The organism is Adhaeribacter aquaticus DSM 16391 (assembly GCF_000473365.1).
In the GTDB taxonomy this organism is placed as follows: Bacteria; Bacteroidota; Bacteroidia; order Cytophagales; family Hymenobacteraceae; genus Adhaeribacter; species Adhaeribacter aquaticus.
In genome coordinates, this window is record NZ_KI421517.1 from 1,080,898 (window position 1) to 1,106,226 (window position 25,329).

The 25,329-nt window shown below is 41.4% G+C and carries 25 protein-coding genes and 1 tRNA gene; 13 read left to right on the forward strand and 13 right to left on the reverse strand.

The window, feature by feature from the left end:
* Positions 1 to 59 precede the first annotated feature (59 nt).
* On the forward strand, positions 60 to 2,585 hold the full coding sequence (locus ADHAQ_RS0106670) for a PAS domain S-box protein (protein WP_026462277.1): 2,526 nt from the start codon (positions 60 to 62) through the stop codon (positions 2,583 to 2,585).
* 71 nt (positions 2,586 to 2,656) lie between these two features.
* On the opposite strand, the gene ADHAQ_RS0106675 is transcribed toward ADHAQ_RS0106670, so the two are convergent.
* Positions 2,657 to 3,775, reverse strand: a complete 1,119-nt coding sequence (locus ADHAQ_RS0106675) for a tyrosine-type recombinase/integrase (protein WP_026462278.1) — start codon at positions 3,773 to 3,775, stop codon at positions 2,657 to 2,659.
* Between the two features lie 85 nt (positions 3,776 to 3,860).
* Here ADHAQ_RS0106675 and ADHAQ_RS28000 point away from each other — a divergent pair.
* Positions 3,861 to 3,930: transfer RNA gene (locus tag ADHAQ_RS28000), tRNA-Phe, on the forward strand.
* Between the two features lie 216 nt (positions 3,931 to 4,146).
* On the opposite strand, the gene ADHAQ_RS28005 is transcribed toward ADHAQ_RS28000, so the two are convergent.
* Positions 4,147 to 4,293 (reverse strand): hypothetical protein, encoded by a 147-nt coding sequence (locus tag ADHAQ_RS28005; protein WP_157433360.1) that lies wholly within the window; start codon positions 4,291 to 4,293, stop codon positions 4,147 to 4,149.
* 30 nt (positions 4,294 to 4,323) lie between these two features.
* Between ADHAQ_RS28005 and ADHAQ_RS24770 the strand changes: the two genes are divergently transcribed.
* A complete protein-coding gene (locus ADHAQ_RS24770; RefSeq protein ID WP_034256634.1) occupies positions 4,324 to 5,235 on the forward strand; it encodes an isoaspartyl peptidase/L-asparaginase family protein in 912 nt (303 codons plus the stop codon).
* On the opposite strand, the gene ADHAQ_RS28830 is transcribed toward ADHAQ_RS24770, so the two are convergent.
* Positions 5,236 to 6,330 carry a tetratricopeptide repeat protein gene (locus ADHAQ_RS28830; RefSeq protein WP_026462279.1) on the reverse strand — a complete coding sequence of 365 codons (1,095 nt, stop codon included), beginning with the start codon at positions 6,328 to 6,330 and terminating at the stop codon, positions 5,236 to 5,238. It lies immediately after the preceding gene.
* A 175-nt stretch (positions 6,331 to 6,505) separates the two neighbouring features.
* Between ADHAQ_RS28830 and ADHAQ_RS0106690 the strand changes: the two genes are divergently transcribed.
* From ADHAQ_RS0106690 to ADHAQ_RS0106700, 3 genes are read left to right on the forward strand one after another with little or no spacing between them, the layout of a single operon-like run.
* Positions 6,506 to 6,880 (forward strand): phage holin family protein, encoded by a 375-nt coding sequence (locus ADHAQ_RS0106690; protein ID WP_245590583.1) that lies wholly within the window; start codon positions 6,506 to 6,508, stop codon positions 6,878 to 6,880.
* The gene (locus tag ADHAQ_RS0106695) at positions 6,877 to 7,461 is read left to right on the forward strand and encodes a hypothetical protein (RefSeq protein WP_026462281.1); all 585 of its coding nucleotides are present in this window, start codon (positions 6,877 to 6,879) and stop codon (positions 7,459 to 7,461) included. The genes ADHAQ_RS0106690 and ADHAQ_RS0106695 overlap by 4 nt, the downstream gene beginning before the upstream one ends.
* A complete protein-coding gene (locus tag ADHAQ_RS0106700) occupies positions 7,451 to 8,221 on the forward strand; it encodes a phosphoglycerol geranylgeranyltransferase (RefSeq protein ID WP_026462282.1) in 771 nt (256 codons plus the stop codon). The genes ADHAQ_RS0106695 and ADHAQ_RS0106700 overlap by 11 nt, the downstream gene beginning before the upstream one ends.
* On the opposite strand, the gene ADHAQ_RS0106705 is transcribed toward ADHAQ_RS0106700, so the two are convergent.
* The 7 genes from ADHAQ_RS0106705 to panC all read right to left on the reverse strand — a co-directional run bounded on the left by ADHAQ_RS0106705 (position 8,204) and on the right by panC (position 14,091).
* A complete protein-coding gene (locus ADHAQ_RS0106705) occupies positions 8,204 to 9,127 on the reverse strand; it encodes an AraC family transcriptional regulator (protein WP_026462283.1) in 924 nt (307 codons plus the stop codon). The two genes, ADHAQ_RS0106700 and ADHAQ_RS0106705, sit on opposite strands and share 18 nt — an antisense overlap.
* 159 nt (positions 9,128 to 9,286) lie before the next feature.
* Positions 9,287 to 10,426 (reverse strand): acyl-CoA dehydrogenase, encoded by a 1,140-nt coding sequence (locus ADHAQ_RS0106710; protein ID WP_026462284.1) that lies wholly within the window; start codon positions 10,424 to 10,426, stop codon positions 9,287 to 9,289.
* 164 nt (positions 10,427 to 10,590) lie between these two features.
* Complete coding sequence (locus tag ADHAQ_RS0106715) at positions 10,591 to 11,277, reverse strand: zinc metallopeptidase (protein ID WP_026462285.1); 687 nt, start codon at positions 11,275 to 11,277, stop codon at positions 10,591 to 10,593.
* A 5-nt stretch (positions 11,278 to 11,282) separates the two neighbouring features.
* Positions 11,283 to 11,771: a D-glycero-beta-D-manno-heptose 1-phosphate adenylyltransferase gene (gene rfaE2, locus ADHAQ_RS0106720; protein ID WP_026462286.1), complete on the reverse strand. Its 489-nt coding sequence runs from the start codon at positions 11,769 to 11,771 to the stop codon at positions 11,283 to 11,285.
* Positions 11,755 to 12,801, reverse strand: a complete 1,047-nt coding sequence (locus ADHAQ_RS24775) for a lysylphosphatidylglycerol synthase transmembrane domain-containing protein (protein ID WP_051359761.1) — start codon at positions 12,799 to 12,801, stop codon at positions 11,755 to 11,757. The genes rfaE2 and ADHAQ_RS24775 overlap by 17 nt, the downstream gene beginning before the upstream one ends.
* 10 nt (positions 12,802 to 12,811) lie before the next feature.
* Entirely contained in the window at positions 12,812 to 13,159 is a 348-nt protein-coding gene (gene panD, locus ADHAQ_RS0106730; RefSeq protein WP_026462287.1) for an aspartate 1-decarboxylase, read from the reverse strand.
* A 92-nt stretch (positions 13,160 to 13,251) separates the two neighbouring features.
* Positions 13,252 to 14,091 (reverse strand): pantoate--beta-alanine ligase, encoded by an 840-nt coding sequence (gene panC / locus ADHAQ_RS0106735; RefSeq protein ID WP_026462288.1) that lies wholly within the window; start codon positions 14,089 to 14,091, stop codon positions 13,252 to 13,254.
* 135 nt (positions 14,092 to 14,226) lie between these two features.
* Here panC and ADHAQ_RS0106740 point away from each other — a divergent pair, with 135 nt between their 5' ends.
* The 4 genes from ADHAQ_RS0106740 to ADHAQ_RS0106755 all read left to right on the forward strand — a co-directional run bounded on the left by ADHAQ_RS0106740 (position 14,227) and on the right by ADHAQ_RS0106755 (position 18,792).
* Complete coding sequence (locus tag ADHAQ_RS0106740; protein WP_026462289.1) at positions 14,227 to 15,039, forward strand: glycogen/starch synthase; 813 nt, start codon at positions 14,227 to 14,229, stop codon at positions 15,037 to 15,039.
* On the forward strand, positions 15,023 to 16,375 hold the full coding sequence (locus ADHAQ_RS0106745) for a DUF4270 family protein (protein ID WP_026462290.1): 1,353 nt from the start codon (positions 15,023 to 15,025) through the stop codon (positions 16,373 to 16,375). Before ADHAQ_RS0106740 ends, ADHAQ_RS0106745 begins: the two co-directional genes overlap by 17 nt.
* 36 nt (positions 16,376 to 16,411) lie before the next feature.
* A complete protein-coding gene (gene glmS / locus ADHAQ_RS0106750; RefSeq protein WP_026462291.1) occupies positions 16,412 to 18,247 on the forward strand; it encodes a glutamine--fructose-6-phosphate transaminase (isomerizing) in 1,836 nt (611 codons plus the stop codon).
* A 164-nt stretch (positions 18,248 to 18,411) separates the two neighbouring features.
* Complete coding sequence (locus ADHAQ_RS0106755) at positions 18,412 to 18,792, forward strand: RidA family protein (protein ID WP_026462292.1); 381 nt, start codon at positions 18,412 to 18,414, stop codon at positions 18,790 to 18,792.
* A 1-nt stretch (position 18,793) separates the two neighbouring features.
* Here ADHAQ_RS0106755 and ADHAQ_RS24780 read toward each other — a convergent pair whose 3' ends face one another.
* Entirely contained in the window at positions 18,794 to 19,759 is a 966-nt protein-coding gene (locus ADHAQ_RS24780) for a YihY/virulence factor BrkB family protein (RefSeq protein WP_034256637.1), read from the reverse strand.
* A 203-nt stretch (positions 19,760 to 19,962) separates the two neighbouring features.
* Here ADHAQ_RS24780 and gltX point away from each other — a divergent pair, with 203 nt between their 5' ends.
* The 3 genes from gltX to ADHAQ_RS0106775 all read left to right on the forward strand — a co-directional run bounded on the left by gltX (position 19,963) and on the right by ADHAQ_RS0106775 (position 22,829).
* A complete protein-coding gene (gene gltX, locus ADHAQ_RS0106765) occupies positions 19,963 to 21,501 on the forward strand; it encodes a glutamate--tRNA ligase (RefSeq protein ID WP_026462293.1) in 1,539 nt (512 codons plus the stop codon).
* A 182-nt stretch (positions 21,502 to 21,683) separates the two neighbouring features.
* Positions 21,684 to 21,974, forward strand: a complete 291-nt coding sequence (locus tag ADHAQ_RS0106770) for a hypothetical protein (protein WP_026462294.1) — start codon at positions 21,684 to 21,686, stop codon at positions 21,972 to 21,974.
* Positions 21,975 to 22,064: 90 nt separating this feature from the next.
* Positions 22,065 to 22,829 carry a TIGR00266 family protein gene (locus ADHAQ_RS0106775; protein WP_026462295.1) on the forward strand — a complete coding sequence of 255 codons (765 nt, stop codon included), beginning with the start codon at positions 22,065 to 22,067 and terminating at the stop codon, positions 22,827 to 22,829.
* Positions 22,830 to 22,905: 76 nt separating this feature from the next.
* Here ADHAQ_RS0106775 and ADHAQ_RS0106780 read toward each other — a convergent pair whose 3' ends face one another.
* A complete protein-coding gene (locus ADHAQ_RS0106780; protein ID WP_034256639.1) occupies positions 22,906 to 24,417 on the reverse strand; it encodes a GH3 auxin-responsive promoter family protein in 1,512 nt (503 codons plus the stop codon).
* Positions 24,418 to 24,505: 88 nt separating this feature from the next.
* Positions 24,506 to 25,237 carry an LPS export ABC transporter ATP-binding protein gene (lptB, locus tag ADHAQ_RS0106785; RefSeq protein ID WP_026462297.1) on the reverse strand — a complete coding sequence of 244 codons (732 nt, stop codon included), beginning with the start codon at positions 25,235 to 25,237 and terminating at the stop codon, positions 24,506 to 24,508.
* Positions 25,238 to 25,329 lie beyond the last annotated feature (92 nt).

Consider the following 25,329-nt stretch of genomic DNA (forward strand, 5'->3'; position numbering starts at 1 on the left):
AGTGCCAGTGGCCCCACTCCCAGGGCGCCTATTGTAAAAAGAACCTTCATAACAAAAAAGTGATTACAGAATACTTTAGTGAACAGAATGGCCCAGGCAGTGCAGCCGGTCCAGCCCAGGACGCAGCCGAACAGGTGGTGCCCGGGAAAAGGCTGGAAGTAAGCGAGACAAGCCTGGCGGCAGACCTCACGGGGATGCGCCGGCTCTATGAGCTGCAGTCCAAACTGGCACAGCAAACGGACGTAAAGGTGGCCTTCCAGGAAGTGCTTGCCCTGGCCTGCGTGTTCACCGGTACCGACCGGGGCTGCGTGCAGTTCCTCAGCGATGACAGGAAGCGAATGGAGATGTTCGTCTGGCAAGGGTACCCAGATGACAGCCCCTTTATCTCCTTCTTCCGCTACGAGGGCCTGAAAAATGGATGCGAGGTGACGCGTGTTCAGCGGCAGCGCCTGATCATAGAAGAAACCGTTGGTTTTGAAGGATTGGCAGGCACTGATGCTGGCGCCGCCACCTACGCAGACGAAATCCGGGCCGCACAGTCCACTCCCATGACGAGCCGCTCTGATGAGACAATAGGCGTCATCAGCACCCAGTTCCGCCAGCCGCACCGGCCAAGCGACCACGAGCTGCGCCTGATGGACATGCTGGCTTGGACAGCCGCGGAATTCCTGGAGCGCCACCGGGCAGATGCAGCGCTGCGCCATTCCGAAGAACGTTACCGCACGCTGTTTGAGACCATGGATGAGGCCTATGCCGTTATAGAGATGCTTTTTGACACGCAAAATAAACCCGTTGATTTTCGCATCCTTGAATGCAATCCCGCATTCGGAAAACTGACCGGACTCCAAAACGCCGCCGGAAAAACAGCGCGGGAACTCGTGCCCGAAATTGAACAATTCTGGATAGAGACACACGGCCAAGTGGCTTTGACCGGCGAGCCCACCCGTTACAGCAACCGCGTCGCAGGACTCCATGACAGGTGGTATGACGGCTATGCTTTTCGCCTCGGCGGCAAGGAAAGCCGCCAAGTCGCCATTGTTTTCAGCGAAATCACCGAGCGAAAACGCACCGAGGAAGCCCTGCGCGTAGCTGAGGAGAAACACCGTACCCAGCTTGAGCAGAAAGTAGCCCAACGCACAATTGAATTAATGGAAAGCACCGCCCTGCTGCAATCCGTATTTGACACTTCTTTAATAGGTATGTCGGTGCTGAAGGCCGTGCGGGACGGAAACGGGGAAATTCAGGATTTCAGCATCCAGCTGGCCAATAAAAAGCTGCAACGGGAAACCAACCGCCCTGATCTGGAAGGGAAACACTTTGCAGAGGAGTTTCCCGGCATCAAACAGACAGAAATGTTTGAGTTGATGCTCAGGGTAGTGGAATCTGGCGAACCGGCCGGCTGTGAGCACCCTTACCGGTACGAAGGTCTGGATAAGTGGTATTCCAGTACATTAGTCAAGCTTGATGACGGGCTGGTGATGACCACCCTGAATATTACCTCCCGGAAACAGGCCGAAAAGGAACTGGCCAAAAATCATACGCTGCTCCGACAAGCCGAGCAGGTTTCTCGCATGGGCAGCTGGGAGTACGACGTGGCCACGGGCGGTTTCGACTGGAGCGAGGGCATGTACCACCTGTTCAATCTACCAACAGGCCAACCGGTGAGGCCGCAAATCTATCTGGATTTTGTCATTTCAGAAGACCTGCCAAAGGCTGAAAAGATTGTTAAGGATATAGTAAAGCCCCTGCAATCTTTTGAAGAAACAATTCGGATCTCAGTGGACGGGCAGGAGGTGACGCTTAAAATCAAAGCAATCGTACAGGAGAATCTTTCGGGCGGAGCCGAAAAAGTACTGGGGGTAGACATGGATACATCGGAGTTGAAGCGGCTGGAGCAGGAGAACCTCTCTATGCGCCTTCAGCAGCAGCAGCAACTCCTGAAAGCCATCCTGGAGGCCCAGGAAGAAGAAAGTAGGCGTATCTCGGAATCCCTCCACAATGGGGTGGGGCAAATCCTCTACGCCGCCAAACTCAGCCTGGCAAGAGTAGATTTAGATGCGCCCAAGGCGCAGGAACCCGCGGTGGCAGAAGCCCTCCAGAAGGCAGAGTCCCTGCTTACCGAGGCAATTGTGGAGACCAGGAAGGTATCGCATGAACTGGTACCCATCCTGCTCAAAGAATTTGGCCTGCAGCATGCGATTGAGGAATTCTGCAAGCACTTTTCCGTATCCGGGATTAAGCTTGATTGCCACTGCTTCCCAGATCGACTGCCGGACCATCTGGAGAAGGCCATCTACCGCATGGGTCAGGAACTGATCAATAACATTGTACGGCATTCGGGCGCCACCCAGGCGAACCTGGAGTTGAGCAGGGACCAGGAACATATTTACCTGGAGGCCCGGGACAACGGCAAAGGCATGGATTGGGGAAGTACCGAAGACGGTAGCCAAAGCAGGGGCATAGGCATTCGCACCATCCAGGACCGGGTCAAACTCCTTGACGGGACTGTGGAGGTTGACTCCACCCCCGGTAAAGACACCTTCATCACCATCTGCCTGCCTGCCCCTGATCGCGCTAGCAATTGATGGCTCAAATTTGGCAGGAATCGCAAACCCCCGGGTGCAAAATCCAATTCACAGTGCCGGCGAATACTTTTCTACAACTCCGGCATCATTGAGCTTTCTACCTGTATTGCGCCGATACTTCGCAAATAGATCAAGCTGGTATTCAGATTGGAGTGCCCGAGCAGTTGCTGGAGCAGCTTCAGGTTTTGGGTTCTCGTAAACACGTTTACCGATGCTGCATGGCGGAAGCTATATAACGTCTGCTTCGGTTGTAGTAATCCAAGATCTAGCATCTTCGTCTTCGCACGTGACCACATGGTATTAAAATAGCACTCGTTGAATGGCTCCAAGCACCTGGTGAATATATTCTCATCCGGCAAGAGATCGCCAATACATCTTTCCACCAATTCTTGTCGGACAAAATCCGGTATCGGCAAACTTCTGATCCTGCCGCTCTTGTTCTCTTTCCCGTCAAGAGAGAAGCAGGTAAAGTGTTCATCGAAATGTTTGCGCTTAAGCAACCTGATCTCCCGGTGGGGCCGCAATAAAGTCCCGTACATCAATAAAGCGCACAAGTACAAGTGCGGAAAATTTTCCTTTAAATACTGCAATACCGGTGCAAGTTGCTCGGGAGTATAAGCCTGATGCAGCACCGCTTTCGCTCTACGCTTTGTCGTTTCCAGCACTGGATTAGTCTTACAATATCCTTGTTTTAGAAGCCGAGAAAAAACCGCCCCAAGGGTTCGACGTTTGTTCTGGTAATAAGTCCCGGAAGAGGAAAACCGTTTTAAGAAGCGCTCTATATCTGCGGTAACGATCTCATCCGGTAGCGCACCTTTCCGGTCCTCAGCCACCAGGAAATCAGAGAAACTTTCAACCACCTTCAGGATATCCCGGCGATAAACGCTGCTGTATGAACCACCTTCAATATCCTGAGCAACCTGGTTGAGCAATTGAATAAGTGGTTGCTTCTGTACTGGGGTTTTAACCTCCTCCGGGGTCCATCCCGAAAGGAGCGCTTTGATATAGCCTCGGACTAGCTGCTTTAACAACCGCTCTCGTGCTGCCAGTGTATCGCAGTTATTGGGCATACAATTGATTCCTATTGCTTTCCCGTTGTAGAACCGGTAACGCTTACCGGAGTAGTAAAAGGTGATGTAAGCCCGCTGACTTAGATCATGCAGGTTGACAATCTTTGGATCTGTGAACATGTGACAGGTTTTTAGGTTTCTGTCGCATGTGTTGGCGCACGGCTTTGATACTCGCCGAAAATAGACCTCTATTTACTGCAAATAGGGTTTCCAGTTGGTAGAGCAAAGGACTGAAAATCCTTGTGTCGTTGGTTCGATTCCAATCATCACCACCAACTGAAAAAAACCTCCTAGTAAAAACTGGGAGGTTTTTTTATGCCCTTTTTTCCCAGACAACCTTCTCAATAGTTAGTTTATAATTCACCTTTAAAACTGAATCTAAAAATTTAATTGCTGGCATTTCACCCCTTATTTCTTATTCTAATAATAGAACCAGCTAATTTTATCTAAAATTTACTACCTATTTTTCCTTTACTTTAATTCCCAGCCTTTCAACCCCAATAAGCAAAAAAGAATATGTCAGTTGATCTTACTTCTTCTCCTTTCAAGGTATTTAAGTGGCTATACGGATGTAATTCCGTACTTATCCGGGAACGTCCAATAATACTCCGCGTATTAGGTTCATTTGTATTAAGCATTTTTTACCACTTTACCCTAAAAGTAAAACTATGGCCCAAAACTTTGTACTTGTTATACATGGCGGAGCAGAAGATAAAACCCGCGAAGATATAAGCCCGGAAAAAGAGGCAGGATATAGAAAAGGGCTGGAAGAAGCTTTAGATGCCGGTTATCAAATTTTAAAAGCTGGTGGTTCAGCTATAGATGCCGTGGAAGCGGCTGTTATATCTATGGAAAACAATCCATTATTTAATGCCGGTAAGGGTGGCGCCTTAACCATAAAAGAAAGCCATGAGTTTGATGCCGCCATTATGGACGGTAAAACCTTACATGCCGGAGGAGTAGCAGGAGTTAAATCAGTTAAAAATCCTATAAAACTTGCCCGCACTATTATGGAAAAAAGTGAGCATGTTTTAATTGGTGGCGATGGAGCAACTGCGTTTGCCAAAGAACACAACTTGCAAATAGTGCCAGAGGCTTATTTTACCACCGAAGAAAAATTAGAAGATGTAAAAAAACAAAAACAGAACCAACTAAAACACACCAGTAAAGATACAGTAGGTGCTGTAGCCTTAGATATACATGGCAATTTAGCTGCTGCTACCTCTACCGGTGGCCTTACCGGCCAACATGAAGGGCGCATAGGAGACAGCCCGATTATTGGCTGCGGCACTTACGCAAACAATGAAGTGTGTGCTGTTTCCTGTACCGGCGACGGTGAAAGCATTATAAGAGGCACCGTGGCGCATGAAGTATATGCACTGGTAAAATACAAAGGACTATCTATTACAGAAGCGGCAGCCCAAGCTATTCGGTTATATAAAGATAAAATAGAAAAAGACCGGAATTTGATTGCCTTAACGCCAAACGGCGACATTGCAATGGAGTTTGAGACCGAACTAATGTTTAGAGGCTACCGCAAAGGTGATGAGGCTCCTTATATTGCAATTTGGGAGGATTAATTATTGAACACAATATTGTTGAATATCGCCGTAGGCAGCCTGATAACCCAAATTAAATGCCTGATAAAAATTTTGGCAGGCTGCTGCAGTACTATCGGTTTCGGCCTGAGCTTTACCTAACAGGAAATATAAGCGGGCATTCTTGGGCTCTTGTTTCAGGGCAACCCGGTAATCTTTAATTGCTGCTTTGTTTTGCTGCGTTAAATAGTAGCAAAACCCGCGGTAAAACAAGGCTTTATTTTGCATTTCTGCATCTGCCATTTCTAATTTAAGGAAATTAGTTAGATCCTGAATAGCCTCCGGATATTTATTTAAGGCACTCGCCCTCAGCATGCCACGATCGTAATATGCCAACGCAAATTTTTTATCTTGTGCAATTGCCTGACCCAAATCCAGCTCAGCAACTAAATTATGCCTTAATTCTTCGTGGCACTTACCCCGGAGGTAATACATCTGCGGCAACTTATCATGAGCATAAGTAATGGCGGCATCTAAATCAGACAAGGCTGCTTTATAGTCTTTTCTTACTTCCATCTCTATGTAAGCCCTTTTAAAATAGGCTTCGCTATAGGAAGGTTTAAAATGAATGGCTTCCGATAAATAAGCGTGGGCAGTACTCCACTTCTCCTGCTCTATATACGATAGCGCCTCCTGGTAATTATCTTTAGCCGCAATATGATCCATCACAAATTTTAGGAGCGCACAAAAAAGTAATATGCCGGCAAAGATACCTGCCAGGATATAATAATCTTTCTTAATAAAGCCTGCTTTGGGAATGTTCCGGTAATATCGTTCTGAAACCGAGGCAGGTTGCCTGATAGGCCCCTGGTATCGGTACCGCTGTTGTTGCTGAAACTGCTCCTGCAGCTTTACCTGAATTAAATACTGTAGCCGGAGATCGTAGGTAGCGCGTTTCTGCGGATTTGATAATACCTGGTATGCTTCGTTAACTAGTTTAAACCTTTCCTCAAAATAAGGGTTTCCCTGGTGTTTATCAGGATGATATTGAATAGCCAGCTTTTTATAAGCCAGTTTAATTTCCTGAGCAGTGGCTGTGGCCGGCACATTTAATATTTTATAATAATTATTATTCAAGCGAAAAGCCAGATTTAGTTGAATTACTTAATTTACGCAAAATTTCAGACAATCTATGCCAAAATTCGTAATACAGGTTTTGAATATAATAGGGTTTCTCTAATATATTACAGACAATTATAATATGACCGAAAAACGATCTGACCATTTGCTTAATTGTAAATAAAATAAAACTATGATGGGTGAAGAAAAAAATTCTCGCACTGATAGCATGATCAGTAACCTGATGGGCTATATTGATACACGTATAGATTTAATAAAGCTGGAAATTCAGATGAAACTGAAGAATAGCTTTGTAGGTTTACTACATGCTATTATGTTAGGATTTGCTGCCTTTATGGCACTTATTTTCTTAAATATTTTTATTGCTCTTTTATTGAATGACTTATTAGATAGCCATTTTTGGGGATTTGGAATAGTAACCTTATTCTACATTATCTTATTTATTATTTTCTTTATGGGAGTAGACAAGAAAGTATTCCAGGGTGTAGCTGATAAAACTTTCGATAATACAATTTATAAACAGGATAAAAGAAACGAGCCGTTATGAGTGAAATACATAACCCACTTTTTGAAAGCCAGAAAGAATTTCTGGAAAGGCAAAAAGAAGAATATAGAAATGCATTGCTAAGCGATGTATCAGAAATAAAGAATCAGTCCCAGCAAGTAGGAAAAACGGTTCTAATGGCAGGAGGTGCTTTAGCAGGGGTGTGGCTGATTACCTCTATGTTTAAGGGCAAAAAAAAAAGAAAAGCTTCTAAAGGTTTAAAGGCGGCTCCCACCTATAAAACCTTACCCTTGAATGCTGCTCATATTTCTGATGCTCATATTGTGAATGAAGATGGAAGCATTAATTATGCCGATGTTTTCCACGATCCGGTTGTCAGCTCCACAGGTTTTCATCAGCCCGTTGCCGAGGAACCATCAGTGGTCAAAGAAACAGCCAAAGGTTTCTTCCAATCAGAAATGGGAAAGGCAATATCGCAGCAGGTAACTGCATTTGTTTTAATTTACCTTACCAAAAAACTCGAAGAGTACCTGCAGGAGCCAAAAAATGCCGATATTGCCACATCAACAGAAGCGGGAGTAAAAGAAACTGATTTCTCCCATCCGCAAGAGAATGCCATTTAGCAAACTTTATTTAGAACAAATTAAGAAATACACATCAGGACAGAAAGCTTTAGCTGTTCTTTTAGATCCGGACAACCTTGATAGCCAAGGCTGTTCGGATGTTATTAAACTTTGTAATACCCATCAGGTTGATTATATTCTGGTGGGCGGCAGCTTAATTACCCAGAATACCCAAGCATCTTTAATTAAGCAAATAAAGCAGGAAACCTCTATCCCGGTTATTTTATTTCCAAGCAGCAGCTTACACATAGATACTCAGGCCGATGGCATCTTATTACTTTCCTTGATTTCCGGCCGCAATCCGGAATACTTAATCGGCCAACACGTCATTGCTGCACCTATGCTTAAGGCCAGTAAATTAGCCGTGCTTCCTACGGGTTATATCCTGGTTGATTCCGGAAGACAGACTACCGCTTCTTATATGAGTGGCACTACACCTTTGCCGCACAACAAACCAGCAATAGCTGCCAGCACCGCCTTAGCCGGCGAATTATTAGGGATGCAGTTAATTTACCTGGATGGGGGCAGCGGTGCCTTACATGCTGTGTCTGCCGAAATGATTCAGGCCGTGAGAAAAGCTATTGATGTCCCCTTATTGGTGGGAGGCGGTATAAATACCGTACAAAAAGCGAGTACGGCCTTAGCCGCCGGTGCCGACATTATTGTGGTAGGTACCCAGATAGAAAAAAACCCCGACTTTATAGCCGAGGTTTCTGAAGTAGTAAAAACTTTTAATGCTGAATTAGATATTCGTAGCTGATTCGCGGCGACGCATTTTACCGGCTGGAATACCAAACATCATCTTAAAACGGCGGCAGAAATAAGCGGTATCTTTATACCCAACTTCTTTCCCAATTTCCCGAATACTTTTCTTCGTCGTACGAAGCAAAAATACTGCCCGCTCCATCCGCTGGTATTCAATGTAATCCTGCGGATTAATACCCGTTAACATTTTAAAATACTGGCCTACATAATCTTCCGAAACATTAGCCACATTGGATAATACCTTATTAGATAAGTCTCCGCCAATATTTTCTTTGATATAGTTGAATAAATCAATCAGGCGTGGATCTTTGAAATAAGTACTGTTAGTAGCTAATTGCTCCACAAACATACGGTTACGTAGTATGTAGCGTACAATTTCTACAACAATATTCTCAGTATAAATATTAATCAACCGCTCTTTACCAGGTAAGTCCTGCAAACTTTCTTCAATAACTTTAATTACTAAGTTAGCTAATTTAGAGTTATGAGAAATAAGAAATGCCGGCACATCCAGAGAAGCAAAAAAGTTTACCGAATCAAATACTTTAGCTTCAAAGGAAACAAAGCTATGGCTTTCTTCTGCATCCCCGATTAAGTCTAGATCAGCATTACTTTTAAAGAACTTATCCCGGTTGGAAATCAAATCATCGTTAGAGATGGTACGGCTTTCCAAATCACCGTAATAAATTTTAGTACTTCGTCCGCCAGGAACAAAAAGCATTTCACCTTCTTCTACAACATGTTTCTCGTCACCAAATGCAATGGTACCTTTATGTAGTAATATAATATTATTTCCTACATCATAGTAATTACGCACCGTAAATGGTTGCTGCAATATCAGGTTCTTAGATTTGATATATCGAACGCCTAACGATTCAATAACCTTATTGTAATCTTCCATGATGTATCTATTTTAATTATTTTGCTGTAAAGTTATATTTTGAAGCTTAAATCTAAAATAAATCTTTTAATATTTCAAAATTTATTGCATGATTTTTATAAAATTAAGCATATTTTTTTTCAACCTTTTACAGGACTATTTCAACATCATCAAATTCTACTATTTTAGTATCTCTCTTGATATTACTATTTTCTGTATTTCTGAGGTACCTTCATAAATTTGGGTAATTTTTGCATCGCGCATAAGCCTCTCTACATGGTATTCTTTCACATAGCCGTATCCTCCGTGTATTTGCACAGCCTCTACGGCTGTATCCATAGCTACTTGCGAAGCGAACAATTTGGCCATTGCACCCGATTTTGTATAGTCTCTTCCGGCATCTTTATCGGCAGCTGCCTGAAAGCACAGCAAACGGGCTGCTTCTATATTGGTAGCCATATCGGCCAGTTTAAATTGTATGGCTTGGTGCTTCGCAATTTCAGTTCCAAAGGCTTTGCGTTCTTTGGCATATCTAAGCGCTAACTCATAGGCGCCAGACGCAATCCCTAAGGCCTGAGCCGCAATCCCTATCCGTCCGCCAGCCAGAACACTCATGGCAAACTTAAATCCAAATCCATCTTCGCCAATACGGTTTTCCTTGGGTACCTTTACATCCGTAAACATTAAAGAATGGGTATCTGAACCTCTAATACCTAATTTATTTTCTTTGGGTCCCACTTCAAAACCGGGCGTATCGCGGTCTACAATAAAAGCATTGATCCCCTTGTGTTTCAGCTCCGGATGGGTTTGCGCCATAACCAAATAAACCGAAGCGGAGTTACCATTAGTTATCCAGTTCTTGGTGCCATTAAGCAGGTAATATTCGCCTTTATCTTCAGCAGTAGTATGCTGACTGGTAGCGTCTGAGCCTGCCTCCGGCTCTGATAAACAAAAAGCCCCTATTACCTCGCCGGCAGCTAACCGGGTTAAATACTTCTGCTTTTGCTCTTCTGTGCCGTATTTTTCCAATCCCCAACAGACCAAAGAATTATTTACCGACATCACCACCGAAGCCGAGGCATCTACTTTTGAAATTTCTTCCATTGCCAGCACATAGGCAATACTATCCATGCCTCCCCCATTATATTTAGGATCGACCATCATGCCCAAAAAGCCTAGCTCCCCCATTTTTTTAATTTGGTCAGTTGGAAATTTTTGCTGCTCATCGCGCTCAATTACTCCTGGCAATAATTCACTTTGAGCAAAATCACGGGCTGCTGCTTGTACAGCCATGTGTTCTTCTGTTAGGTCAAATAGCATAAAACAGGCTTTTGAGATTAGGCTTACACCAAAATATTAAATTAATTATATATTATATCTACTAGTTCGCCCATACCAAAGTTTTATTGTTTTACACAATTGTATAAAATAAAAAAGCTGCCTTAAGATTTAAGGCAGCTTTTTTATTTTATGATATACGATAATTAGCTTCGGCGACTACCACTTAACAATATAGACACATAGTACAGCAGCGTAGCTAAGGAACCTAAAGCGGCAACTACGTACGTCATAGCAGCCCATTTTAAAGAATCTTTCGCCATAGCATGTTCCTGAGCTGTTACAATTCCTCTGCTGTCCATCCAGGCCAAAGCCCTACGGCTGGCATCAAACTCCACTGGCAAAGTAACAAAACTAAATATAGTAGTAAGTGAAAATAAAGCTACCCCAATTGCCAAAGGAATTATTGTTGTTTGGATCATGAAAATACCAATTAACAGAATCCACTGCATATACCGCGAAGCTACACTTAAGGCTGGCACCATTGCCGATCTAAACTTAAGCATGCTATAAGCAGTAGCGTGCTGCACCGCATGTCCGCATTCGTGAGCAGCTACTGCCGCCGCGGCCGCGCTACGGGAGGCATAAACCCCCTCACTTAAGTTTACAGTTTTTTTACCTGGATCATAATGATCTGTTAACATTCCTTCGGTTGAAATAACCCGAACATCAGTAATGTTATTATCTGCCAACATCATCTCGGCTACTTCCCGGCCACTTAGGCCTGAACGCAAACCAATTTCCGAATATTTCCGAAACTTACTCTTCAAGGTCCAGCTAACTGCCATGCTAGCTAACATGAAGACGATCATGATTAAATATATTCCACCCATTTTCTTTATGCTTTTATTTGTGCTTTTATCTTTTCAACGATACCTGATGTTGAATACCCTTTTACGAGTCTAATGGTTTTAACGTCGCCGCCATTTTGTAAAACGATATCATGACCAACAATATTTTGAATATTATAATCATCACCTTTTACTAAAATATCCGGCAGCAAACTTTTTATCAGCTCATACGGAGTATCTTCATCAAATAATACTACTGCATCTATAAACAATAAGGATGCCATGATACGAGCACGTGACAATTCGTCTTGCAATGGGCGGTGGGGGCCTTTTAAACGACTTACTGAGGCATCTGTATTTACGCCTACTATCAATTTGTCACCTAAAGAACGCGCCTTCTCCAGATAATCTACGTGCCCTAAATGAAGCAGATCAAAGCAGCCGTTTGTAAAAACAATTTTTTTATCCTGCGCTTTCCAATCTTTTACCTGCTTTACTAGATCTTCCCGGGCAAATATTTTAGACAGTGATTTCATTAGAAATAGAATCGGTGGGCACTGCTACAACCTTACTGGATTTACCAGATTTTATTAAACTTAATAAAAAACTGATTCCCCCTAACAGAACTACCATTAAAGTTTGAGAAGTATGATTGATTAGCGCAAAGGCCATACCAGCTTCTTTTGATATTCCATATAATAATAGAGTACTTCTTACCATTATATGAAATACGCCTATTCCCCCTTGCACCGGTACACTCATACCCAAACTACCAATAACCAGTACCGACAGAGCAGCAAATGGACTTAAATGGGCGGTAGCGGGCAAAGCAAAAAAAGACAAATACCCCATTAAATAATAAGAGAACCAAATAAAGATAGTATGCGCCACAAAAGCCGGCTTATTTTTAACTTTACTTAAACTAAAAACACCTTCCAGGAAACCCTTTATAAGCGTTATTGCTTTCTGAAAAAACCTGATTTCCCGTAGTTGGTTCAAATAAAAAACTGCTAAGAAAATTACTACCAGTAATCCGCCTATACCAAAACCTACTAATAAATAAAGCAAGGTTTTATTTTCCTGAATAGAATAATATTTATCGGAAAGCAGGCTTAGGAAATAAGTGTTTATATGTTCGAATTCAACCAGAAAGGCTAAGCCCATTAACAACAGCAGCATAACCATATCCAGCAGGCGCTCTGTAATTACAGTACCAAAGGAGGCTTGTACAGGTATATCGCTACTTCGCTTTAAAATTGTACACCGAAAAACTTCTCCCATACGGGGCAATACCAGATTAGCTAAATAACCAATCATGGTAGCATGGTAAGTATCTTTAAATGAAACTTTGGTGCTAATAGGCGCAAGCTGCATCTTCCAGCGATAGGCCCTACTGGCAAAACCAGCCAACGCTACTAAAAGGGAAATACCTAACCAGAAATAGTTTATTTCCTGCAGGTGATTTTGCAGCAGCTTCAGGTCGATACCTTTCAAAGCATACCACATTAAAAAAAATGACATTCCGAATAAGAAAACGTATTTCAGAATATCCAGTAACTTTTTCATTCTTGCTTATTTAAACCAACCGGTTGTGCTGGTCTGGGAATACTAGGGTTGGCTTATGCTCTTTTGCTTTACTAAAATCGATTTGGCCATAAGAGAAAATAATTACCACATCGCCTACCTGCACTTTTCGGGCAGCTGGTCCGTTCAGGCAAACCGTACCCGTACCCCGTTCACCTTTTATAATATACGTTTCAAAACGCTCCCCATTGTTTATATTCACAATGGTTACCTTTTCATTCTCCACCATATTGGCCGCATCAATTAAATCTTCATCGATGGTTACGCTTCCTACATAATGCAACTCCGCCTGCGTAACTTTAACCCGGTGTATTTTAGATTTTAAAACCTCAATTAACATTGATTTATTTTATAATAAAATGCAAAGGTATGTATTTTTAAGATAGATTATTCAGCCATATTTAATGTTAGCTTATGAACCTTTTACCTTAATTAAATAATAACATTATCAATTAACCTTACTTCTCCTACGTAAGCCGCAATACAAAGGGCCACCCTATCAGAAGCATCAAATTCCGCCAGGGGCTGTAAAGAATTAACGTCGGCGACCTCAAAATATTCCAGCTTAATTGCTGCAAAGGGCTGCAAGTGCTTACTTACCGCCTCTTTTACTTCTGCAACCGTATGTGCTTTACTCAATCCGGATGCTAATTGCAAAGCCTTATACAGTTGAGTTGCCTGCTCCCGCTGCTCTTCTGAAAGACGCCGGTTGCGCGACGACATAGCCAAACCATCTGCCTCCCGGATTATAGGATGACAAACTAGTTCCAGATCGAAACTTAAATCTGTTACTAAGCGGTTAATAACTGCGTATTGCTGCAAATCTTTTTGACCAAAGTAAGCTTTATGGGGCCTAACTGCATGAAATAATTTACTTACAATTGCGGCCACCCCAGTAAAGTGGCCTGGCCTGAACTTTCCTTCCATTACAGTTTCCAACTCACCAAAGTCAAATTTCAGCTGCAATGTTTCCGGGTACATATCGGCTACAGAAGGGGCAAACAGCATAGCGCATCTACTCTTTTTTAAGGCTTCGATATCGTTCTCTAAAATTCTAGGGTACAACTTAAAATCTTCCGCATTGTTAAACTGCGTCGGATTTACAAATATACTACAGATACTCAGATCGTTCTGTTCAGCCGCTGTTTCCAGCAAAGTTAAGTGTCCCTGGTGCAATGCTCCCATGGTAGGTACAAAACCTATTGTTTTACCGGAACTACGCAGCTTCTCGGTTTGTTCTTTAATATCTCGGAGAGATGTAATTATCTGCATGCCTCGGATTAAAAATATTTGTTAGAAAAGAGCACAAATGTATATTCTAACAAATAAAATTGAAAATATGATAAAAATTATGTAATTTTGTGCTGCCGAATTTTGTGCATATTTCAACCAACACTTTTCAAGCCTATGTCAAAGCTAAGAATCTTATACGCTGCAACCGAAATTAATCCATTCTTACAAACTACAAAGGTAGCGGAATTCCTGAGAATGTTACCTCAAGGCATGCAGGAGCGCGGCATGGAAATCCGGATTTTTGTTCCCCGGTTTGGATTGATTAATGAACGTAAGAACCGGTTGCATGAAGTAGTAAGATTATCAGGTATCAACATAGCAGTAGGAGAAGAAGAAAAACCTTTAATAATAAAGGTTGCTTCCATTCCTAATGCTAAACTTCAGGTTTATTTTATCGACAACGAAGACTATTTCCATCGGAAATCCGTTTTGGTGGATAAAGACAATAAATTTCACGCGGATAACGATGAACGGGCAATATTTTTCTGCAAAGGCGTTTTAGAAACAGTTAAGAAATTAGGTTGGCAGCCAGATATTGTACATTGCAACGACTGGATGACTGGCCTGATTCCAATGTATTTAAAAACTACTTACAAGAAGGACCCTATTTTTAAAGATGCAAAATCTATGTTTACAGTTTATAACAATGGATTTGATCACAAATTTGAAGGTGACCTATTAGAAAAGGTAAAAATGCTGGACATTGAAGACAGCATGTTAACGCATTTAAAAACTGCTGACTTCGAAGGCTTCGTAAAAATGGGCATGGAATATGCTGATATTGTAGTACGTCCGCAAGAAGAAAACTTCAGTGAAAATATTGCGGCTTTATTTACAAAATATACCAAAACACGGCAGATAAGTAATGATTCTGACGAAAACTTTTTAGATGCGCACTACGATTTATATAATGAATTGGCTAACTAGAACTCCTGTTCTTTTTACTTTTATTTTATTTACCTTTTTTGCTTGCGAAGAACCCAATAATATTGGCTTAGACGGTGCCGGACAAGATGTATTGCTGGGTACCACCCATATCGATACGCTTACCATTAGAGCAGCTACTGTTCTAGATACTGATTCTGTTCTGGCTTATAAGCGCGGAAGCTTTAATGTTGGTCAATTCTCTAACGCAAACTTTGGAACTGTATCATCTAAAACATTTGTAGAGTTAGGTGTATTACCGGGAGTAGGTATTCCAGATGCCGCCAATGCTACTGTAGACTCAGTAGTATTAGCCTTGGATTATGATGAGTATTTTGGCGATACTACCCAGAACCTGACCGTAAACATTCATAAGTTACAGGAAAGATTTGAGGAAACTAAAACTTACTATACCAATAGTAAGCTTAACCATGAATCTGCTCCTGTAGGGTCACTTACTTTTAAACCTACACCCAAAGCTAGTAAGAAAGTTACTGTAACCACTTCTGGTTCATCTAGTGTGGTCGCACGTTCTTTCCCAGCCCGAGTTCGTTTAGATAATAATTTTGGTAAAGAAGTTATAACTAAAGCCGGAACAGGCGGATTTGCAAACCAGGCAGCATTTGTGAACTTTCTTTCCGGAATAGCCATCACCTCGGATAATAATGCAAAAGCCGCATTAGTTTTCAGACAAAATTCGGATAGCACTTATCTTAAAATTTACTATAAGACAGGTACAACTAAAGGCAGGTATCAATTAGGACTAAATAGTAATAACAATTATTTTAATCAGGTAACGGTTAATCGGACGGGTACTCCATTGGCTACTCTACAACGTCCAGGCGATTCTGTACGAGCAGTTAACACCAATAATCTTGCGTTCCTACAAGAGTCGGTGGGGCTTAAGGTAAAGTTAACCTTACCTTATTTCAATAAATTAAAACAAACCATAGGCAATAAAGCTGTAATAAATCGGGCTGAGCTAATAGTACCTGTAGTTAATAGTTCAACCAATACACCTTCTACTTTTGCATATTTGTTTAATACCAGCAAAAGCAATAGAATTATTGGAGGTAATAATGCTGTTCCCCAATTCCCTGCTACATATAACTCCGAAACTAAAACCTTTACGTTCACTATTACGAATTATGTACAAGCTTTAGTTAATGGAACCAGATCAAATACCGGACTTATTCTTTCTCCTAGCTCATTGGCTTACGATCGAAATTCAGTATTAACCATTGATATCTTAGCATATCAGACCTTACGGCAGACTATTTTGAATACTGCCCCTAACCAACTAAAGCTGCGAATTTATTACTCAGCGGAGAAACAATAACTTATCTACCATTTATTTATAATTCGGGAATAAAATATGTGTGGCATTGTAGCATATATTGGACATAGAGAAGCATGCCCAATAATTTTAAAAGGTTTGCGGAGATTGGAATATCGGGGATACGATAGCGCCGGCGTAGCCTTACTTAACGGCAACTTAAATGTTTATAAAAAAAAGGGAAAAGTTTCTGACTTAGAAAATTTCCTTTCGGATAAAGATACCCACAGCACTATAGGCATGGGCCATACCCGTTGGGCTACCCACGGAGAACCTAATGATTCTAATGCTCATCCACATTATTCAAACTCTAGCCGCATTGCTATTATTCATAATGGCATTATTGAAAATTACAGCACGTTAAAAACTTTACTCCAATCTAAGGGCTACACTTTTTATAGCGATACAGATACAGAAGTTTTTATTAACCTGATAGAAAATATCCAGGATGAGAATAACTGTAAATTAGACGAAGCAGTAAGACTTGCCTTACATGAAGTTGTGGGAGCCTATGCCATTGTGGTGCTTTCCAAAGACGAACCAAATCAACTAATTGCTGCCCGTAAAGGGAGCCCATTGGTTATTGGTGTAGGACAAGATGAGTATTTTTTAGCTTCGGATGCAACACCTATTATTGAATACACAAACAATGTGGTGTATGTTAATGATTATGAGATTGCCATCATCAAAGATGGGGAGCTTAACATCAAAACCCGTGAAGATATTCCAACTACGCCTTATGTTCAAACTTTAGCGTTAGAACTTGATTCTATTGAGAAAGGTGGTTACGACCACTTTATGCTAAAAGAAATTTTTGAACAACCCCGTTCAATTCATGATAGCATGCGTGGCCGCTTAATTGCTGCCCAAAACCATTTAATTATGGGTGGCTTCCGTGAATTTGAAAATAAGTTTGTTAATGCCAAACGCATCATTATTGTAGCTTGCGGCACATCGTGGCATGCGGGTCTGGTAGCGGAATACCTGATAGAAGATCTGGCTCGTATACCCGTTGAGGTAGAATATGCTTCTGAGTTTCGTTACCGGAACCCAATAATTACGGAAGATGATATAGTCATTGCCATCTCTCAATCCGGCGAAACAGCAGATACATTAGCAGCCATTGAATTAGCAAAACAAAAAGGTGCAACCATATTTGGCATTTGCAATGTGGTTGGTTCTTCTATTGCCCGGGCATCTCATGCCGGTGCTTATACACACGCCGGTCCGGAAATTGGCGTTGCAAGTACCAAAGCCTTTACTGCTCAGGTTACGGTTCTGACTTTATTAGCCATGATTATTGGCAGCAAACGTGGTACTATCGAAACAAGTAAACTGCGTTCGCTTATGATTGAGTTGGAGAATATTCCTTCGAAAGTAGAGCAAGCTTTGGAAATGCATGATAAGGTAATTGAAATTGCTGAAGAACTAAAAGACGCAACCAATGCTCTGTATTTGGGAAGAGGCTATAATTTTCCGGTAGCGTTAGAGGGAGCCCTAAAGCTAAAAGAAATCTCCTATATTCATGCAGAAGGCTACCCGGCTGCTGAAATGAAACATGGTCCAATTGCTTTGATTGACGAAAACATGCCAGTTATTGTAATTGCTACCAAAGATAGTTCTTATGAAAAAATTGTTTCTAACATACAGGAAGTAAAGGCCAGAAAAGGCAGAATCATTGCAATTGTAACGGAGGGGGATAAGGTAATTCCGGCAATGGCCGAACATGTTATAGAAGTACCTGCAACCAGCGAATACTTGGTACCTCTGTTATCAGTTATTCCGTTACAACTCCTCTCTTATCACATAGCCGTTATGCGTGGATGTAATGTAGACCAGCCCCGGAACTTAGCAAAATCGGTAACTGTAGAATAAGCTGTTATCAAATAAAAAACCAGTAAAGAGGAGGCAATTGCTTCCTCTTTTTCTTTTATAGCCGTAGGCTTACCTCAAAATTCTACTTGGTGATTTGTTTAATTTGAGTTACCACAAGCTTTTATTTGTACATTTGGATTCCTATATCAACCTTCAATTATACTATGTCTACAATTATTACTTCTGCCAATGCGCCAGCTCCTATTGGCCCTTATAATCAGGCTGTGTTAGCCAATGGTGTTTTATATGTATCTGGTCAGATTGCTTTAGATCCAGCTTCCGGAGATTTAGTACAAGGTGACATTGAAACAGAAACGCATCAGGTAATGAAGAACTTAGAAGCTATTCTGCAAGAAGCAGGCTTGGGATTTGAGCAAGTAGTAAAGTGTACTATTTTTGTAAAAGACCTAAACAACTTTGTTAGAATTAACACAATTTATGGTAGCTACTTTAAAGAAGAAAATGCGCCTGCCCGCGAAACAGTGGAAGTGAGCCGCTTACCCAAAGATGTTAATGTAGAAATTTCCTGCATAGCGGTACAATAAGTTACTCCTCGGGTTGTTCAAATTTACCTGGCTCTTTGTTTACAGCAGTTTTACCAGCCTCTATCTCCTCTACTTTTACCCGAACCGCATATTCAGACGGGTAAATATTAGAGCCATATTTGCGGGAATAAATTAATGTAAAAATAGAGCCAAAGTAAAGTATTTGAGAAGAGTAATACACCCAGGTTAAAATAACTACTACCGTACCAGCTGCGCCATATACGGTAGCTAGATTACTATTGCCCAAATAAAGACCTATCAGATACTTACCAAAAGTAAAAAGCAGTGCCGTCACAATAGACCCTACCCATACATCGCGCCATTGTATTTTAGCATCAGGTAAAAACTTATATATGGCAGCGAATAAAAAGGTAACAACGGCGAGCGAAAAAACTGAATTAAAAAAGTGAATCAGAATAATAGCCGTTTCACCAATATTGTTAAGTAAATAATTACCTACCCGGGCCAGCAAAGCATGCACTATCAAGGAAACCAACAATAAGAAAGTTATACTTAAAATCATAGCAAACGATAAAAGCCGGTCGGTAATTAACTTAAGGTATTCCCGCTTAGGTTTTGGTTTAACTCCCCAAATAGCGTTCAGTGAGGTTTGCATGGTAACAAATAAACCGGTAGCAGTTACTAGTAAAGTTGCAATTCCTATTAGGGTGGCAAAAGTTAACCCACTGAACTTACTAATATTTTCTACCATCTTTTGCACCTCATAGGCCCCTTCTGCCCCTATAAGTCCTTTTATTTGATAATAAATTTCGCCTGAAACAGCTTTTTGACCAAAAATTATTCCGATGGTATTAATAATAATGATTAAAATAGGTGGTAAGGCAAAAATGGTATAATAAGATAGCGCTGCTCCTTTATCCAAAGCATTATTCTCTAAAAATTCAAGCACCGTTTCGCGGAACAAGTGCCATATAGCTTTGAATATTCTGGGGGTTATAAATAACATTATCTTTTTGAAAACTAGTAATTTCGGAGTTTTTACTCATGATACGTAAACCAGATAATAGGTTATTGCCACTCCCTAAGCCTAAACAATATTTGTCGCAACCGCAGGAATATTAAAATCCGTGAAAAAAACCATTTGGTTTAGTACCTTTGCACCAAATTTGAAAGCAGCCAAGTATTTACAAAGGCTGCACCTTATTTATTATGGAAAGAGAAGTAAGAGTAAGATTTGCTCCTAGCCCTACCGGGCCTTTACATATTGGCGGTGTACGTACTGCTTTATATAATTATTTATTTGCCAAAAAAATGGGCGGCAAAATGTTGCTCCGCATTGAAGATACCGATCAGAATAGATTTGTACCAGGTGCCGAACAATACATTTTTGAATCGTTGGAATGGTGTGGAATAAAATTGGATGAGAGCCCTGTGCATGGTGGTCCGCACGCGCCCTATCGCCAGTCAGAGCGCAAGCCTATGTACATGGACTACGCACAAAAACTAGTGCAGGATGGTCATGCGTATTATGCCTTTGATACAGCTGAAGAATTGGATGCCATGCGGGAGCGTTTGAAAGCTGCTAAGGTAGCCACTCCTCAATACAACTCCATTACTCGTAACACCATGCGAAACTCGCTTACGCTACCAGAAGACGACGTAAAGAAATTACTGGAAAGCGGGACGCCGTATGTAATCCGATTAAAAGTACCGCGTAAAGAAGAAATCCGGTTAAAAGATTTAATCCGGGGATGGGTACTGGTACATTCTTCCTCCATTGATGATAAAGTACTCATGAAATCGGACGGTATGCCTACTTACCACTTGGCAAATATTGTAGACGATCATTTAATGGGTATAACGCACGTAATCCGAGGAGAAGAATGGTTGCCATCAGCGCCGTTACACGTGTTGCTATACCGTTATTTAGGTTGGGAAAGCACTATGCCAGAATTTGCCCACTTACCTTTATTATTAAAGCCAGATGGTAATGGTAAACTGAGCAAACGCGACGGCGATAAATTAGGCTTCCCGGTATTTCCATTACAGTGGAGTGATCCATTTACGGGCGAAAAATCGAGCGGATACCGCGAAAGTGGCTACTTACCCGAAGCTTTCATCAACTTTTTAGCCTTTTTAGGCTGGAACCCAGGTACGCAGCAAGAATTATTTACCATGGATGAATTAGCAGAAGCTTTCTCCATAGAACGAATTGGTAAATCTGGAACCCGTTTTGATATCAATAAAGCGCGTTGGTATAATGAACAATATTTACGTGCTAAACCGGATACCGAACTGGCTCAATATTTACTACAGGCTTTAGCCGAACATAACATTTCCTGCTCCGAAGAAAAGGCTGTTAAAATTTCCGGTGTTATGAAAGAACGTGTTACTTTCCCTCAGGACTTCTGGCGTGAAGCTTCTTATTTCTTCCTTACGCCAGAACAATACGATGAGAAAGTAGCTGGCAAAAAATGGACTGCTGCTGCCGTAGCTGTATTTGAGGACTTTAAGAACCAATTAGAGACTATCTCAGATTATACAGCTGATAACATAAAACAACTTTTGCTGACTATTCTGGAGCAAAAAGGAATGAAAATTGGCCAGGTAATGCAAGCCCTACGTTTAGCTATTACGGGTTTAGAGGCCGGCCCGGACTTGATGGCTATTATTGAAATAATTGGCAAAGACGAAACCAAGCATCGTATTGAAGCTGCAACTACCAAACTGCAATCTTTTGTAAGTTAAATTACAGCCTGCCTCATTCTAGTAGATTTTAAATTTGCAGAATATCTTAATTAAGAAAACCTGTTTCATCCATGAAACAGGTTTTTTCGTTTTATACAGTTTAGCTTATAAAGCAGATTGAGGTTATGGTTCAACTTTCAACCCTATAAGCTATTATTTATAGATTTAATTGGAATAACAAAATGGCTAAAAAGAAGAAGACATCTGAAAAAAAAGCCCGGGTTCATAAAGAATTGGAAGGCTTTGAAATAAAAATAAATCCGCTAGGCGAAATTTCTTCAAACTTCGATATTGACCAGATAAATAAGTTTCTGGACAAAAACGTTTATGATAAAAAATTGGTAAACCGGGATGAGGAGGATGATGAGTATCATATTGAAGAAAATGCAGATAGTGATGAAAATGAAGTAGATTTCCTGGATAGTTCAGACGATGATGATCCGGAAACACCACCCCGCCCTTTAAAAAGCTAGGTTAAAATAATTAGGCTCATTTGTGGCGAACTGCCTGGAAAGTATTTATACTTGCTATTATATTAAACAAACTTAATATTAAAGAAACGTATGCGTTCGCACGAAATAGATTACCGGATTTTTGGCAATGATATTCAGGTACTGGAAGTAGAGCTAGACCAGCATGAAACCGTTATAGCTGAAGCCGGTGCCATGGTATACATGGAAGAGGGCATTGCCTTTGAAACAAAAATGGGCGATGGCTCGGAACCACAACAAGGCTTTTTTGGCAAATTAATGTCAGCGGGTTCCCGCATGATTACAGGTGAGTCGCTGTTTATGACCCATTTTACCCATCGTGGTTATAGCCCCAAAAGCCGGGTTGCCTTTTCTGCGCCGTACCCAGGCACTATTATGCCTATTGATTTAAGCCAGATTCCACAGGGGCTGGTAGTACAAAAAGATGGCTTTTTAGCCGCCGCCTTAGGCACAAAAATTAACGTTCATTTCAACCAGCGTTTGGGCGCCGGTTTCTTTGGTGGCGAGGGATTTATTTTACAACGTTTAACCGGCGATGGCTTAGCTTTTATTCATGCAGGTGGTACGGTTATAGAAAAAAGGCTTAATAACGAAACACTTCGGGTAGATACGGGTTGCGTTGTAGCTTTTGAAAATGGAATTGATTTTAATATTCAGCGGGCAGGAGGCTTAAAATCCATGATATTTGGTGGTGAAGGCTTATTATTAGCTACCTTAAGCGGTACTGGCCGGGTTTGGATTCAATCAATGCCGGTGAAAAAACTGATAGAAGCATTAATGCCGCGTGGCCAAAATTCACAAAAAGAAGGCGGCCTTTTAAGTAGCTTCTTAGAATAGAATATTCTATCAAAATAAAAAGCAGCCTTCTATAAATGAAAAGGCTGCTTTTTAATACTTCAAGCTAATCTTCAATTTACATTAGCTGTAGAATTTCTTCCAGATGCTCGCGGGAGTTAGACAAGCGAGGAACTTTATGCTGCCCGCCAAGCTTACCTTTATGGCTCAGCCAGTTGTGGAAAGTACCTTTAGGCGCTATATGGATAACAGGTGCCTGCAAGGCAATATCATTTTGCCGTTTTGCATCATAATCAGAATTAATCTCCCGTAGCGTCTCATCCAACAACCATTTAAATTTATCCAGGTTATCAGGCTCTTGTGCAAATTCAATTACCCACTCGTGTCCGCCCCTATTCTTACCTTCAAAGTATAAGGGAGCTGCGGTAAAATTACTTATAATGGCATTTGTTTCCTGACAGGCTTTAATAATGGCAGCCTCGGCATTTTCAATAATTACTTCTTCGCCAAACGCATTAATAAAATGTTTGGTACGGCCCGATATTTTAATGCGATAAGGAGTTAAGCTGGTAAACTTAATCGTATCGCCAATTTTATACCGCCATAAACCAGCATTGGTTGAAATAACCAAGGCATAATTTTTATTTAGCTCCACCTCGTCTAACCCAATGGCTTTTGGCTCTTCTGCCTCGAACTGATCGGCTGGTATAAATTCGTAATAAACTCCGTAGTCTAGCATTAAAAGCATTTCATCTTCTGTTCCTGCCTGGTCCTGAATGCCAAAGAAACCTTCAGAAGCATTATAAATTTCCAGATAGTGCATGTTATCAGATGGAATCAACTTTTTGAAAAGCTCCCGGTACGGACCAAAAGCTACGGCCCCGTGGGCAAAAAACTCCAGGTTAGGCCAAATCTCCAGAATATTATCTTTACCGGTAACTTCTAATATGCGGTTTAGTAATACATAGGTCCAGGTAGGCACACCCGAAATACTCGTTACATTCTCTGGTATGGTTGTTTCCAACATAGCCTCAATCTTCTCCTCCCACTTATCCATCAAAGCTACTTTTAGCGGAGGAGTACGTGCTACCTCAGCCCAGATAGGTAGGTTATTCATGAGTATAGCCGACACGTCTCCACATTGGGCATTGGGATTAAATTCATTTTCCCGCAAGCTACCTCCAATAGAAAGCGCTTTGCCAGTAAATAACTTTGTTTCCGGATACAAGTTGGTATAGATAGATAACATATCCTTACCACCTTTGTAATGGCAGTCTTCTAAGGCTTCTTTGGATACCGGAATAAATTTACTGCGTGCATTGGTAGTACCTGAAGATTTTGAAAACCAGGAAATAGTACCCGGCCATAACACATTGGCCTCGCCTTTCATGGCCCGTTCTATTTCCGGAAAAAGATCCTCATAGGTAGAAATGGGAACCCGCCGCCGGTATTCAGCAGGAGACGTAATATCAGCGTAGCCGTGCTTTTGACCCCATTCGGTATTTTTAGCCGTTTGGATGAGGTTATTAAATAATTCGCTCTGTACGTCGTGGGGGTATTTTCGAAAAAGATCAATCTGGTGTATACGCTTTTTCATGACCCACGTCATGATCGAATTAATTATTTCCATTAGGCTTTATTTCGTAGTGATTGGTTTTGTCCCTAGTACACAATTATTCCTTTTTCGGTTGTCCGAAAAAGAATATTTTATAACAAACCTAAACTTTACGCTTAAGTTCGAAATGTTTACCCAGGTATACGCGGCGCACCTGTTCGTCGGCAGCTAATTCTTCTGCTGTACCCGACTTTAATATTTTTCCTTCAAACAACAGGTAAGCCCGGTCTACGATAGAAAGTGTTTCATTTACGTTGTGGTCGGTAATAAGAATACCAATATTCTTGGTTTTAAGTTTAGCTACAATAGTTTGTATCTCTTCTACGGCAATTGGGTCAACACCGGCAAAAGGCTCATCTAGTAAAACAAATTTAGGATCTACGGCCAACGCCCGGGCAATTTCTGTACGCCGGCGTTCGCCACCCGATAAAACCATTCCTTTATTTTTCCGAACGTGCGTAAGCGAAAATTCTTCCAGGAGCGCCTCTACCCTATCCCGCTGTTCCTGTTTGGGCTTATTGGTCATTTCCAATACGGCCAGAATATTTTCTTCCACTGTTAAATTGCGAAAAACAGAAGCTTCCTGAGCCAGGTAACCTACCCCTTTTTTAGCCCGGCGATACATGGGTAAAGTTGTTATTTCCTCTGTATCCAAATAGATTTTACCGGCGTTAGGCTTCACTAACCCGGTAATCATATAAAAAGAGGTAGTTTTGCCAGCTCCATTGGGGCCTAATAATCCAACAATTTCACCCTGATTAACCTCGACCGATACGTCGTTTACTACCGTACGCGACTTATACTTTTTTATAAGGTGTTCCGCTCTTAATACCATTGCCTCAAAATTACGCAATTTTAACGGGATTGAACAAATCAGGTACCATAGCTATAAAGGTATTATAATTTAAATATTCTACTGAACGGCTT